The sequence below is a fragment of the Paraburkholderia aspalathi genome (genome assembly GCF_905220735.1).
Taxonomy (GTDB): Bacteria; Pseudomonadota; Gammaproteobacteria; order Burkholderiales; family Burkholderiaceae; genus Paraburkholderia; species Paraburkholderia aspalathi.
On the sequence record NZ_CAJNBA010000001.1, the window covers coordinates 1,384,196 to 1,396,755 of the forward strand.

Sequence of the window (12,560 nt, forward strand, 5' to 3'; positions counted from 1 at the left end):
CGTATCAGGAAACCGCCATGAAGCATCACTTTGAGCAGTTGCGGCTCGATTCGGTGAGCCGCAGTTTCACGAATGCGGAGGGCCAGGCGGTCGCAGCGCTGCAAGGACTCGATTTGAACATCCAGCGTGGCGAGTTCATTGCGTTGCTCGGACCTTCGGGTTGCGGCAAATCGACGGCGCTCAATTGCATCGCCGGCTTGCAGCCCTTGAGCGGCGGCGGCATCTGGCTCGACGATAAACGCATCGACGTGCTGCCGCCGGAAAAGCGCGGCTTCGGCATGGTGTTCCAGAACTACGCGCTGTTTCCACATATGAGCGTGCTGGATAACGTCGGCTTCGGCTTGAAGATGCGTGGTGTCGGTAAGAGCGAGGCCATGCGCCGGGCGCGCGAAGCATTGCAGCTCGTACAGCTGGTCGGTCATGAGCGCAAGCTACCCGGACAACTGTCGGGCGGTCAGCAGCAGCGCGTGGCAATTGCGCGCGCAATCGTGATCGAACCGCCACTGATTCTGATGGACGAACCGCTGTCGAATCTCGATACGAAACTGCGCATCGAAATGCGTGCAGAGATTCGCCGCATCCATAGCCAGCTCGAACGCGCAACGCTCTATGTGACGCACGATCAGGACGAAGCGCTTTCCATGGCCGATCGCATCGTCGTGATGAAAGAGGGTGTGGTGCAGCAGGTCGGCACTCCGAAAGAGGTCTACACGCGGCCGCAAAATTTGCACGTCGCGCGTTTCATGGGCTATCGAAACGTAGCCGAATTCACGCTCGAAAGCACGCAAGGCGATGGGGTTGCCGTGAGCGCGAATGGTGTGCGTCTGATCGGCACGCCGATGGCCGGTTTCAACAGCAAGCGCGTGAGCGTTGCGCTGCGCCCTGAAGATATGGAGCGCGCAGCACCTGGCGTGGAAAACGCCTTCGACGCGTTGGTGACCACCGTGGAATACGGCGGGCACGATTCACTGCTGCGGGTGGAGACCGCTTTCGGCGATTTGTGGGCGCGCGTCGCGGGCGAATTCGAAGAGGGCGAGCGCATCAGTCTGCGTGTGCAGCCGTCACGTGCGCTCGTCTATGACGGAGAGGCTGCTTGAACACGCCCATGCTGTCGCCGCCGCTCGCACCGCGCGATGCCAAGGCGTGGCTGGTCGCGCCGGCTTTGATTTTCATCGTGGCGTTGTTCATCTATCCGTTTGCGTATGGTTTGGTGCTGTCGTTCCGGCCGATGAACGGGGGCGGCCTGTGGGCCAACTATCTGACGTTCTTCACCGACACGTCGATGTGGCCGACCATTCTCGTCACGCTCAAGCTCGCCGTGCCGGCGACGCTGATTAACGTTGGCGTGTCGGTTCCGGTGGCGTTCGCGCTGCGCCGCAATTCGCCCTATCAGAAGCTCATCACGACGCTGCTGGTGATTCCTGTCACGCTCGGCACCGTGCTGATCGCCGACGGCATGCTCACGTACTTTGGCCCGAATGGCTGGTTTCCGCAGGCGTTGCACGGATTGCATCTGTACACGAATGAAGTGCGCCTCACGCATAACTTCTGGGGCGTGTTGATCTCGCTGATCGTGTCGGGCTTTCCGTTTGCGTTTCTGCTGACGCTGTCCTACGTGACCGGCATCGATCCGACGCTCGCGAGCGCTGCCGCCACGCTCGGCGCGAGTCCGTGGCAGCAGTTCCGTCGAATCTATTTGCCGCTGCTGGTGCCTGGTTTAACGATGGCCGCCTGTTTGTCGTTCGTGCAGGCGTTCTCGGTGTTTCCGTCGGCGGTGCTGTTGGGCGCCCCCGCGGGTCCGACGCGCGTGATGTCGATCGCCGCAGCCGAAGCCGCGTTCGAAAGCTACGACTATTCGCTTGCTTCGGCGATCGCGATGGTGATGGGCTTCGTCCAACTGCTGGTGGTCGTCGCAATGCTCGGCGCGCGCCGCTTCTTCTATAGCGGTCCGGTGACGGGAGGCAAAGGCTGATGGCTAGCGATCACCACGCCGCGCATCCTTCGTGGTCCGCGACGAAGGAAAACAACGACGGCGCCCAGCAACCCAGCAAGCGCGTGAAGCAGCGCGCCAGCGTGCCGGGCCGCATCTGGCAGGTGCTGGTGTGGGGCGCGATGGTGTTTTTTCTCGTCAACGTGGTGCTGCTGATTGCGACCGTCGCGGTGAATTCGCTGGCGACCCGCTGGTTCGGCACCTTGTTGCCGCAGGGCTTTACTCTGCATTGGTACGCACAGGCGTGGAGCGATTTTCAACTGGCGAGCGTGTTGTGGGTCACCGTCGAAGTGGTCGGCGCGGTGGTGGTCTTGTCGGTTGTACTCGGCGTGCCCGCTGCGTATGCGCTCGCCCGCGTGCAGTTTCGCGGCAAGCGCATGGCGATGCTGATTTTCCTGTTGCCCCTGATGGTGCCGCCCGTGACCTACGGCATTCCGATGGCCACCGTGATGTACAAAGTCGGCCTTGCGGGAACATTGAGCGGCGTGATTCTTGCGAATCTCGTGCCGGCGCTTCCGTTCGTGATTCTGGTGATGACGCCGTTCATCGAGCAGATCGATCCCAATCTCGAAGCGGCGGCGCGCATTTTCGGCGCGAACACGTTTCGCTATTTCCGCTATGTTCTGCTGCCCCTGCTGGTGCCCGGCATGCTGGCGGCCGGGCTGCTCGTACTGGTGCGCACCATCGGCATGTTCGAACTGACATTCTTTACAGCGGGCCCCGCGACGCAAACGCTCGTGGTCGCCTTGTACTACGCTGTATTTTCAACCGGCGTGCGCGCACCGCAATCGATCGACGCGATGGCAATGATCTACATGGCGATCACGTTGATCTGGGTGCTGATCGCGCTGCAATTCGTCAGCCCGACGCAGATCGTGTCGCGCGTGAAGGAGCAAAGACGTTGACGAAGAGAAAGAAACCCGAGGAACTGCGCAGTCACCGCTGGTACGGCTTGAACGATCTGCGCTCGTTCGGCCATCGCTCGCGTACCGCGCAAATGGGCTATAGCCGTGAGGAATACGCGGGCAAGCCGGTGATCGCGATCCTCAACACATGGAGCGAGATCAATACTTGCCACACGCATTTCAAGCAGCGTGTGGAGGAAGTGAAACGCGGCATCTGGCAGGCAGGCGGCTTTCCGGTCGAATTGCCCGTGCAGACGCTCGCGGAGCCGTTCCAGAAGCCCACCACGATGCTCTATCGCAACTTCCTCGCCATGGAAGCCGAGGAGACGCTGCGTTCGTATCCCGCCGATGGCGTCGTGCTGATGGGCGGATGCGACAAGACCACGCCCGCCTTGCTGATGGGCGCGATCTCGATGGATCTGCCGGCGATCTTTCTGCCGGCCGGTCCGATGCTGCGCGGCAACTGGAACGGTGTGACGCTGGGTTCCGGATCGGACAGCTGGAAGTATTGGGCCGAGTTGCGCGCGGGCACGATCACTGAATCGGACTGGCAATGTATTGAAGGCGGCATTGCGCGCTCGCCGGGGCATTGCATGACAATGGGCACCGCGTCGACCATGACGAGCGCTGCCGAAGCGCTCGGCTTCACGCTGCCAGGTTTCGCTTCCATTCCTGCCGTGGATTCGCGGCACGCGCAGATGGCGGCGAAAACCGGCATGCGTATCGTCGAGATGGTGTGGGAGGACTTGAAGCCTTCCGATCTGATCACCGCAGGTTCAATCGATAACGCGGTGACCACCTGCCTCGCGCTCTCTGGCTCGACCAACGCGATCGTGCATATGATCGCGCTCGCACGCCGCGCCGGGATCGAACTGACGCTCGATCGCTATGACGACATTTCGCGCCGCACACCGGTGCTGGCGAATATTCGTCCGACCGGCGCGTATCTGATGGAGGACTTTTTCTACGCGGGAGGTTTGCCGGCCATGCTCGCCGAACTGGGCGACCTGATCGACCGCTCGCAGAAAACGGTGAACGGCCGCACGCTCGGCGAGAACCTCGAAGGCGCGACGATTTTCAACGACGAGGTGATCCGCCGCCGCAGCGCGCCGCTCCTGCCCGATAACGGCCTTGCGGTGCTGCGCGGCAATCTCGCGCCCGACGGCGCCGTGATCAAGCCGGGCGCCGCCGAGCCGCGCTTGCTCGTGCACACCGGCCGCGCCGTGGTGTTCAAGGACTACAACGACATGGCCGCGCGCATCGACGACGAAGCGCTCGACATCGACGAGACCTGCGTGATCGTGCTGCAGCACGCGGGGCCGGTGGGTGCACCAGGCATGCCCGAGTGGGGGCAATTACCGATCCCGCGGAAACTGTTGCAAAAGGGCGTGCGCGATATGGTGCGTATCTCTGATGCACGGATGAGCGGGACGAGCTACGGCGCGTGCGTATTGCACGTCGCGCCGGAGTCGTTTGTCGGCGGCCCGCTTGCGCTCGTGCAGAGCGGCGATCTGATCGAACTGGACGTGCCGCGGCGCAAGCTCAACATGCTCGTAGCGGAGGAAGAACTGGCGCGCCGCAAGGCCGCCTGGGTCAGACCCGAGCCGCGGTTTACGCGCGGCTTCGGCGCCTTGCATCAGGCGCACGTGCTGCAGGCGAACAAAGGTTGCGACTTCGATTTCCTGCAGCGCGGCGGCGCGCAGACGGATGCAGGAGGCGAGCCGGAGATTCACTGAGAGCTTGCTGAAGGCTCAATACCCCACGCGATACACACGGCCCGTTTGCGCGCCTTCCACGCTGCGCAGATAGGCTTGCGCGGCACGTTCGGCGGTGACCGGCTCAAAGCCACGGAAGTAGGGCGCATAAGCACCCATCGCTTCGGTGAGCACGGTCGGGCTCACCACGTTGATGCGGATGCCGCGCGGCAATTCGATCGCGGCGCCGCGCACGAAACCTTCCAGGGCCAGATTGACCGTCGTTGCATTCGCGCCTTCGCGAATCGGCTCGTCGCCGACAATGCCGCTCGTCAGCGTGAACGAGCCGCCGTCGTTCACGTATTGCTGGGCGCCCAGCACCACATTGATCTGACCCATCAGCTTGTCGCGCAGGCCGACCCAGAACTGCTCGACGCTCATCTCCGGCAGCGGGCCGAAATGCAGCTTGCCGGTGGCGGTGACGATGCCGTCGACTTTACCAATCTCGCCAAAGAGCCGCTCGATGCTGGCCGGGTCGGTGCTGTCCACGCGATACTGGCCGCGCGTCGCGCCCACTTCGATGACTTCATGGCGTGCTTTCAATGCTGCGCTCACTGCCTGGCCGATCGTGCCGGTTGCGCCTATTACGACAATCTTTTTCATCTGCTGCTCCGTTTGGTATTGGACGTGCAGTCAATTGTGTCGGCCAACGATCGGCGGAAAAAGCCCGTTCGACTTGCAGGTCCTGCAACCCTGAGTTTCTAATCCGTAACGAAACGCGCACCGTCATTCAAACGGTGCGCACTTTGGAATGGACTGATTAATCGGCGCTGGCGGCGTATTTCAAACAAATACGCGCCGCGCGAATAGTTACTTCACCCGAAGTAATTCAATCACACGCGTGGGACGCAGATGATTGAGGGCGAAATGCATGCGGCCACGTTCGCGGCGGCTGCGGATCGGGCGCGGGTCGTCGAACAGATCATCTTCCGAATCGACGCCTTGCGGCGCGACCATGCCTTTGTCGATGACCGTGCAGCCCGGCTCGAGTGCCAGCAGCAGATGATTGCCGCCAACCCGGCTGTCGAAGCCGGCCATGCCGTCGTGCGCCTCAGGCACGCTGTTGACCAGGGTCGCGTTGGTCGTCGTAATCTCGTCCGGCGAGATCGGACTGTGACCGGCTATGCGGGCGGCCTCGAGATTCTTGCCGTCGGTGTCGACCGTGCTGTCATGCGTGCGGTCGTTATGCAGTTCCGTTGTGCTCGGGCCGGTGGTGCGCGGCTGCTTGCCGGCGTCTGCCGGCTTGTTGATATCGCTGTTCATCATGCATTCTCCATTGAAGAGGACATGGTTGAAGTGCAGCAAAACCTGTTCCGCCTCGCACAACCTCTTTGTGTGCGTGAGTTGTACCGCGGTTGCCTCGCAGTTTATGTGCAATGACATATGCGGGCATTTCACGTGACGATTGCGTCCGCGATTCTTTTCGTTTTTTTTAATGGACGCCTATTTTCTACAGAGTATGATCTTACTCCGACGAGCGAAGCGCGGTTAAATCGGCGACATGCGTCCGGCTGTTTTTACATAGCCGGCAACGAACAGACGCGCGCTACTCAAAACATCTTACGGGGCCGTCAGGGCGGGTGACACATGCATTTCGATGCTGCATTCACACATCGCGGCTACTTGCTGAATTGCGCACCGGCGCGCGCGGGCGACGGCAGCTGGCAACCTTATGTGGTCATCTCCCGCTCGAGCGACGGCGAACTGGTCGCCAACCGTTTTTTCCCCACCGACTTGCGCTTCCCTGACGAGGCCACCGCCATCGCGCACGCGCGCGACTGGGCCGTGCGCTGGATCGATGCGAGCAGCGTGACCATCTGAACCGCCCGCCACGCGCGGCCCTGCATACCGGGCAGCAGCGCGACGTTGCGCGAGCCGCGGCAAAACGCGGTAATCTCTTGGGACAATCACTCTGAACCGCGCCTATCGCGCGGCGCTGTCCTTTTATGCCTAATGTGCCTGCCCACAACTGGGGTCTCGAACAGATCGTCGAGGACCTGCGCGCGTCGCGTGAAGAACTGCATCGCACGCGGCATCCGCTCGGCATTCGCGAGCTGCCGTCGCGCGAGGCGGTGATCGGGATTGTCACCGGCTTGCGCGCCGCGCTGTTTCCCACGCATTACGGCGCCCCCGATCTAACTGACGAAACTGTCGACTACTACGTCGGCCACACGCTCGAAAGCACGTTGCGATTGCTTGCCGAACAGATTCGCCGAGCCTTGCGCTTTCTGCCTGAGTTCGGCGAAACGCCCGATGCGGATTTGAAGGAGCGCGCGTTCAACGTCGCGCGCGAGTTCGGCACGCAGTTGCCCGGTATTCGCGCGTTGCTGGTCAGCGATATTCAGGCCGCGTTCACCGGCGACCCGGCTGCGCAGCACATCACTGAAATTCTGCTGTGTTATCCGGGCGTGTGGGCGATGACGCACCATCGTCTTGCGCACGCGCTGCACCGCCTCGGCGTGCCTTTGCTCGCGCGCTTCATCAACGAGATCGCGCACTCGGCGACCGGCATCGACATTCACCCGGGCGCGACCATCGGCCCGAGTTTCTTTATCGACCACGGCACGGGCGTTGTGATCGGCGAGACCGCGATCATCGGCGAGCGCGTGCGCGTCTACCAGGCCGTGACGCTCGGCGCGAAGAGCTTCGCTGCGGATGTAGACGGCACGCTGGTGAAGGGCAACGCACGCCATCCGATTGTTGAAGACGACGTCGTGATTTACGCCGGCGCGACGATTCTCGGCCGCGTGACGATCGGACGCGGCTCGGTGATCGGCGGCAATGTGTGGCTGACGCACAGCGTGCCGCCGGGCAGCAGCGTATCGCAGGGCAAGATCCGCGAGGGCGAGCGTACGGGCACGGACGAGGGGGGCGGTAGATGAGCGGGTTGGCTCACGCGTCATCTCGCACTGTGTCGCGTGGACTAGTGCGCGGGGTGCTCTGGCGATCAGCATACGGCTCGCTGCGTGATTCAGCGTGCACACCGCCGCGTGTTGTGCCGCGCGAAACGCAAGTTAACTTTTGAGCGGCGTCCCATGTCACGCGGCCGCGTTCACATGCCTCGCTGCGCGATCGCCGGCGTCGAAGCGACGATAGCCGAAACGACGCATTCGTTTCCGCGCCACTCGCACGACCGCTTCGGGGTAGGCGTGATCCTCACGGGCGGACACCGCTCATCGAGCGGCCGCGGCGTAGTAGAAGCACGAGCGAACGACGCGATCATGGTGAACCCGGGGGAGGTACACGACGGCAGCCCGCTCGACGAGCGCGGCCGCGCATGGCGCATGCTGTATTTCGAGCCGTCGATGCTAAGCGACGCAGCGATCGAGTTAAGTGGCACGGCCACACACGAGATCGAACTAACGCAACCGGTGGCACACGACCCGCAACTGAAGATACTCTTCGAGCGCCTGTTCACAGTATCGGTGGAAGCGCAATCCGTGCCGGACGACTTGATCCGAGAGGAGACGATGCTCGAGTTGCTTGGGTATCTACTTCGAACTCACGCGACGACGCACACACGTCCGAGGTTGGCACAGACCTTGAGTCCGATTGCGAGAGCGAGGGCTAGGATCGACGACGACCCTTCATCACCGCTTACGTTGACCGACCTTGCTACTGAGGCCGGCATGAGCCGCTTCCAGCTACTGAGGGGCTTTGCGTATGAGATGGGATTACCACCGCACGCATACAGAATGCAGCGCCGGGTAATACTTGCGAGACAACTGGTCGCACGCGGCACGACATTGGCAGACGCGGCAGCTGCAGCGGGCTTTGCCGACCAGAGCCATATGACCCGAGCATTCGTGCGATTGATGGGCATGACCCCTGCCAACTACGCAGCCGCGAAGCGGCGATAAAGCGTACCAAACGGGGTTAAGAACAACGCTTCGGCGCGCGCAGCGCCGCCGGAAGAATGACACCCTTGTCACTGGCGCATGCAGGTGCACGAACCCAGATTCCAGTCGCACCACTACCCTGCGCAAACCACGGCCCCCACTTAGCATTAGCGGTTTGAGCCGCTTTCTTTTGCCTACTTTTCTTTGCGGCGGCAAAGAAAAGTAGGTGCCGCCCCGCACAGGGGCAACGCTAATAGACCACTAACAAACCAAGGAAAGGCCAAAGCCCCAAGCACACAGACAAAAAGCGCCGCGCAGGCAAAGAAAAGCCGACAACTACCCCACCCTCAAAAACCGCAAAACCGAAACCCCATGCAACCAGACATGCTCACTAACAAACCACGCGGCGACCCAAGAACCCGCAACAACAATCAAATCACACCGCCCACTATTCCAAAGATTCAAAGAATGCCGCGCAGCGACCCACGGCACTCCCAAAGGATTCGGCCAATCGGCCAACAGATGCATCACCCCTCCACAAGCAAACCCAAACGCCGCGGCAGCATAAACCGAATGCCCAAGCCAATGATAGGAACCCACGAGCAACGCGACCCACCCCACACCCCAATGCGTCAACGTACGATGGGTAATCCACAGCCTTCGCGCGCGTGACCACCACGCCACTTCCAGCCAGTCCGGCGCTGTACTCCCCGCCACCCCGGCGATGAAACTCAACAGCACGCCGATATGAAACGAACCACCGCCGCCGACGCGTGCGACAACCGCCGCCGCGATAACGCCGGCCGCAAACCCAGTCGCGTGATGTGCTTTGTTGGATGCCATCGAACCTCACGACGCAGCGCGCCGGATAAAAGCCAAGGGGCGGCTATGTTCGCAGATGAGCAGATAAAAAAATAGCCGACACGCGAGATAAAAAATCGCGCATCGGCGTGGCCTTCGATGTGGTCCTCAGTGTCGTCCTCAACAACGCCGCCGAGTGACCCGAAACTCAGGTCGCACAGCGCGCAATATCGACGCGCATTTCCGGTTCAGGTGGATCGTCCGGCGCATTCGCGGGATGCATCACCTTGATCACCGAGCCCGCGTTGTGCGGCGTCAGCGTGACGAAATACGAGTTGTTCGAATCGGAACCAACAGCGATCTCGGTCGCGTCGCCGACGCGCGACATTCGCACGCGTGACAGCTTGCTTTCGAGGCAATCGGCGATATAAGCAGGGGCGCGCTGCGAAGACACGTACATCATCGGCTGGGACGCGTCGCGGGTGGGACCGCTGGAACCACAGGCAGCGAGAAAAGCAGTGAGGGCAGCAGCGGGAGCAAGCAGGACAAGTCTTTTCATGGTCCGATCGTCGGCGTCCCCGATCGTGCACGGGAACTTGGGGCGCGGGCGAAGCGCAACGCGATTGAACACAACGTCATGCTTCGCGACGAAGCAGCCGTTCAACCGCAACGACGTTACGGCAAGGAAGGCAGCCGACCTCAGTATACCCACGGCATGCTTGTGCCGTCACTATCGCTACGCCGAAACGTAAGAACGTAAGCACCATGAAAAAAAACCCGCGCGTGATCGTGCCACGTGCGGGTTCAGTTGCAGAGCGGCCGGTACCCGCTCTGCACGTGCCATTGGAAAAACTTAGAAACGGTGACGCAGGCCGACGGCCGCAGCAACCTGGTTGCCGGTCGACGACGGCGCCAGCGTGTTGATCGCCGCCACGTTCGCGCCGAAGTTGCCGAGTTCGCCCGATGCGTGCTGATACACGCCTTCCACGTACACGTCGGTACGCTTGCTCAGCGAGTAGTCGCCTTGCAGCGATACCGTGTGCCACTTCGGATCACCCGAGCCGTTCGAACCTGACATCTTGCCGTCGGTGAACGTGTACGAAGCGGCGAGGCTCAGTGCCGGCGTCAGTGCGTACTTGCCGTTCAACTCGTAGTTGTCCAGATGCAGGTTGGTGCCTGCCACACCCGGCAGCGTTACGCCGCCGACGTCCACGCCCGTGATGCCGTCCAGTTGCGTATGCGTGTACACGAAGCCAGCCGTCGCCGGGCCGTACGTGTAGTTGATGCCCGCACCGAACGTGCGTTGCAGGTTCGCCGCGACAGCCGCGGTGCCGTCGCCTTGCGAGACTGCGCCGCTCAGGTTCGAGCTACCCGAGTTGTTCAGTTGCAGGTAAGCGGCGGCTACGCTCAGCGGACCGTTGTCGTACGAAGCGCCGGCGCTCCATGCGCGGTTGTTCGAGAACTGGCCGGCCGAATTGCTGAAGCCGTACAGGCCGCCGAATTTGAGGCCGGCGTAGTTCGCGCTCGTGTACTTCACGGCGTTCTTGATCGAGAACGAGTTGTCCAGATTGTCGTTATCGAAAGGGTGAGCGGCGAGATTGTTGCCGAAGCCCGCGCCCGCTTCGGACAGCGGCGCGAGGTAATCGACCACGGAGTCGTACTGACGGCCGAGCGTCAACGCACCGTATTGATCGCTCTGCAGACCGACGAACGCCTGACGATTGAACATCGTGCCGTTTTCCGAGTCCTGGCCGTTGTTCAGATTGAAGCCGTTTTCCAACGTGAAGATGGCGTGCAGACCGCCGCCAAGGTCTTCGCTGCCGCGCAGGCCGAAGTAGGTGTTCGACACCGAACCGCTGCCTTGTTGCCAGTTGCTGTGGCCGCCCTGGTTGTTCGAGTAGACGAGACCGGCGTCCAGCGTGCCGTACAACGTAACGCTGCTTTGTGCGTGAGCGGTGATGGCAAACGCGCCCATGAGGCCTGCTGCGATGAGGGTTTTTTTCATGTTTAGATAACTCCGGGACAGTGCGTAGAGAATCGCATTCCAGTGCTAACAGCCGATTGCGCCGGCTGCCTGACGATCCGCTGCGAAGTGTATGCCTGCTATTTATATCTTTAAGCGTGTATGGCGCAACAATGCATTTTCTAATTCGAAATAGCGGATTGAGAGTTGTGTAAGTGCGGATAAATAAAGAAAAAAATATTTGTGCGCGATGGCGTTGTAATTGTTCGTCAAATTATCGGTGTTGCTCGATCGCGACGCTCCCGCTGTGTCATATTCAGTAAGGATTTGAGCGCGATGTTGCCTGATTTTCGAATCATTCTGATTTCTGCAATGGACTCTTCCAGTTCGTATGCTCTATCCCGGCGAATTACAGTTCTACAATTCGTTTCACCCCCTGACCAGGGGTGTCTTTTTCATCTCTTTATACGCGGCTTTCGGGCCGCGTTTTTTTCGAATGTTTTATTATCGGTTTATAAGTTCCCGCGAATAACGAAATGCACTATTTCGATTGACGAGGAGCGCGCCCTGGCTTGTCCGTTCGTCAGAGGGCCACGTCCGGTGGGTGTGGGGCGGGTAGAATCGCAGGCTTGAGTTGTGTTTCCGCCCCGCGAACGTGAGTAAACCTGTAATGACCAATTCCCCCCTTCCATCGTCCGACACCGCTGCTGACTCCCCGACGGAAGGCGCGTCCGAAATCCACGCAACCTCGCTCGAGCATCTGGAAGAAGCGCTGCCCGAAATCCAGCACGAAGCGCGTCTGTGGCGCGATGACGGCTGGACCGCGCGCGTCATCAAGAACGAAGACGACGAAGGCTGGGCCGTCGCCATGATCAAGGACGGCGAAGCGGAACCGGCGCTCGTCGGCCCGTGGACGATGGGTCGCAACAAGAAAGATCCGAAGCCGCTGGACACGTCGGCATTCAACACGCTGGTGAAAACCGCATCTGAAGTGTTGCGCCGCCATGAGCAGCAACTGCGCGCCCAGTTGCACAAAGAAGTGCGCGTGGCCAGCGCGGACGGCAATGACGAACTCGACATCACGCTCGACATCGTTCCCGACGAAGACGAGCCGTACGCGCTGCTGACCGCGCTCGATACGTTCGGCGAACAGCTCGCGCAAGTGCAGGTGGCGCCGAACTTCAAGCTGAGCAAGGCGAGTGCTGCGGCGTGGGTCGAAAACGAATTCCGCCGTCCGGGCTAGATCGGCGGCGACAGGTTTCAGCTAACGAATAGCTGAATTTAATATTACTAAAGCCTGTCAATATA

Annotated in this window: 13 protein-coding genes; 8 read left to right on the forward strand and 5 right to left on the reverse strand. The window is 61.0% G+C overall.

The genetic code is table 11. The features are described 5' to 3' along the window. Positions 1-17 precede the first annotated feature (17 nt). From KHO30_RS06125 to araD, 4 genes are read left to right on the forward strand one after another with little or no spacing between them, the layout of a single operon-like run. Positions 18-1,097 carry an ABC transporter ATP-binding protein gene (locus KHO30_RS06125; protein ID WP_093637280.1) on the forward strand — a complete coding sequence of 360 codons (1,080 nt, stop codon included), beginning with the start codon at positions 18-20 and terminating at the stop codon, positions 1,095-1,097. Between the two features lie 8 nt (positions 1,098-1,105). Next, positions 1,106-1,972 carry an ABC transporter permease gene (locus KHO30_RS06130; protein ID WP_200619580.1) on the forward strand — a complete coding sequence of 289 codons (867 nt, stop codon included), beginning with the start codon at positions 1,106-1,108 and terminating at the stop codon, positions 1,970-1,972. Continuing rightward, a complete protein-coding gene (locus KHO30_RS06135) occupies positions 1,972-2,895 on the forward strand; it encodes an ABC transporter permease (protein ID WP_211700341.1) in 924 nt (307 codons plus the stop codon). The genes KHO30_RS06130 and KHO30_RS06135 overlap by 1 nt, the downstream gene beginning before the upstream one ends. Beyond that, a complete protein-coding gene (araD, locus tag KHO30_RS06140; protein ID WP_211700342.1) occupies positions 2,892-4,631 on the forward strand; it encodes an L-arabinonate dehydratase in 1,740 nt (579 codons plus the stop codon). The genes KHO30_RS06135 and araD overlap by 4 nt, the downstream gene beginning before the upstream one ends. 15 nt (positions 4,632-4,646) lie before the next feature. Here araD and KHO30_RS06145 read toward each other — a convergent pair whose 3' ends face one another. Continuing rightward, on the reverse strand, positions 4,647-5,252 hold the full coding sequence (locus tag KHO30_RS06145) for a short chain dehydrogenase (protein WP_211700343.1): 606 nt from the start codon (positions 5,250-5,252) through the stop codon (positions 4,647-4,649). Positions 5,253-5,459: 207 nt separating this feature from the next. Then, positions 5,460-5,912, reverse strand: a complete 453-nt coding sequence (locus KHO30_RS06150; protein ID WP_093637766.1) for a DUF3005 domain-containing protein — start codon at positions 5,910-5,912, stop codon at positions 5,460-5,462. Between the two features lie 324 nt (positions 5,913-6,236). On the opposite strand from KHO30_RS06150, the gene KHO30_RS06155 reads away from it, so the two are divergent. From KHO30_RS06155 to KHO30_RS06165, 3 genes are all read left to right on the forward strand, one after another. Next, positions 6,237-6,470 (forward strand): hypothetical protein, encoded by a 234-nt coding sequence (locus KHO30_RS06155; RefSeq protein WP_013590843.1) that lies wholly within the window; start codon positions 6,237-6,239, stop codon positions 6,468-6,470. A 125-nt stretch (positions 6,471-6,595) separates the two neighbouring features. Next, the gene (gene epsC, locus KHO30_RS06160; RefSeq protein ID WP_211700344.1) at positions 6,596-7,531 is read left to right on the forward strand and encodes a serine O-acetyltransferase EpsC; all 936 of its coding nucleotides are present in this window, start codon (positions 6,596-6,598) and stop codon (positions 7,529-7,531) included. A gap of 174 nt (positions 7,532-7,705) precedes the next feature. After that, complete coding sequence (locus tag KHO30_RS06165; RefSeq protein WP_244863961.1) at positions 7,706-8,509, forward strand: AraC family transcriptional regulator; 804 nt, start codon at positions 7,706-7,708, stop codon at positions 8,507-8,509. Positions 8,510-8,824: 315 nt separating this feature from the next. Here KHO30_RS06165 and KHO30_RS06170 read toward each other — a convergent pair whose 3' ends face one another. The 3 genes from KHO30_RS06170 to KHO30_RS06180 all read right to left on the reverse strand — a co-directional run bounded on the left by KHO30_RS06170 (position 8,825) and on the right by KHO30_RS06180 (position 11,294). Further along, entirely contained in the window at positions 8,825-9,331 is a 507-nt protein-coding gene (locus KHO30_RS06170; protein ID WP_093637260.1) for a metal-dependent hydrolase, read from the reverse strand. A gap of 166 nt (positions 9,332-9,497) precedes the next feature. Beyond that, positions 9,498-9,848 carry a sugar ABC transporter ATPase gene (locus tag KHO30_RS06175; RefSeq protein ID WP_211700346.1) on the reverse strand — a complete coding sequence of 117 codons (351 nt, stop codon included), beginning with the start codon at positions 9,846-9,848 and terminating at the stop codon, positions 9,498-9,500. A 294-nt stretch (positions 9,849-10,142) separates the two neighbouring features. Further along, positions 10,143-11,294 carry a porin gene (locus KHO30_RS06180; RefSeq protein ID WP_093637254.1) on the reverse strand — a complete coding sequence of 384 codons (1,152 nt, stop codon included), beginning with the start codon at positions 11,292-11,294 and terminating at the stop codon, positions 10,143-10,145. A gap of 628 nt (positions 11,295-11,922) precedes the next feature. Here KHO30_RS06180 and KHO30_RS06185 point away from each other — a divergent pair. Then, entirely contained in the window at positions 11,923-12,495 is a 573-nt protein-coding gene (locus KHO30_RS06185; RefSeq protein ID WP_093637251.1) for a hypothetical protein, read from the forward strand. The last annotated feature ends 65 nt before the right edge of the window (positions 12,496-12,560 follow it).

Coding starts and splice junctions, on each gene's coding strand:
- KHO30_RS06125 (WP_093637280.1), top strand. CDS start 18: ATGAAGCATCACTTTGAGCAGTTGCGGCTCGATTCGGTGAGCCGCAGT.
- epsC (WP_211700344.1), top strand. CDS start 6,596: ATGCCTAATGTGCCTGCCCACAACTGGGGTCTCGAACAGATCGTCGAG.
- KHO30_RS06135 (WP_211700341.1), top strand. CDS start 1,972: ATGGCTAGCGATCACCACGCCGCGCATCCTTCGTGGTCCGCGACGAAG.
- KHO30_RS06130 (WP_200619580.1), top strand. CDS start 1,106: ATGCTGTCGCCGCCGCTCGCACCGCGCGATGCCAAGGCGTGGCTGGTC.
- KHO30_RS06170 (WP_093637260.1), bottom strand. CDS start 9,331: ATGGCATCCAACAAAGCACATCACGCGACTGGGTTTGCGGCCGGCGTT.
- KHO30_RS06155 (WP_013590843.1), top strand. CDS start 6,237: ATGCATTTCGATGCTGCATTCACACATCGCGGCTACTTGCTGAATTGC.
- KHO30_RS06180 (WP_093637254.1), bottom strand. CDS start 11,294: ATGAAAAAAACCCTCATCGCAGCAGGCCTCATGGGCGCGTTTGCCATC.
- KHO30_RS06145 (WP_211700343.1), bottom strand. CDS start 5,252: ATGAAAAAGATTGTCGTAATAGGCGCAACCGGCACGATCGGCCAGGCA.
- KHO30_RS06185 (WP_093637251.1), top strand. CDS start 11,923: ATGACCAATTCCCCCCTTCCATCGTCCGACACCGCTGCTGACTCCCCG.
- KHO30_RS06150 (WP_093637766.1), bottom strand. CDS start 5,912: ATGAACAGCGATATCAACAAGCCGGCAGACGCCGGCAAGCAGCCGCGC.
- KHO30_RS06175 (WP_211700346.1), bottom strand. CDS start 9,848: ATGAAAAGACTTGTCCTGCTTGCTCCCGCTGCTGCCCTCACTGCTTTT.
- KHO30_RS06165 (WP_244863961.1), top strand. CDS start 7,706: ATGCCTCGCTGCGCGATCGCCGGCGTCGAAGCGACGATAGCCGAAACG.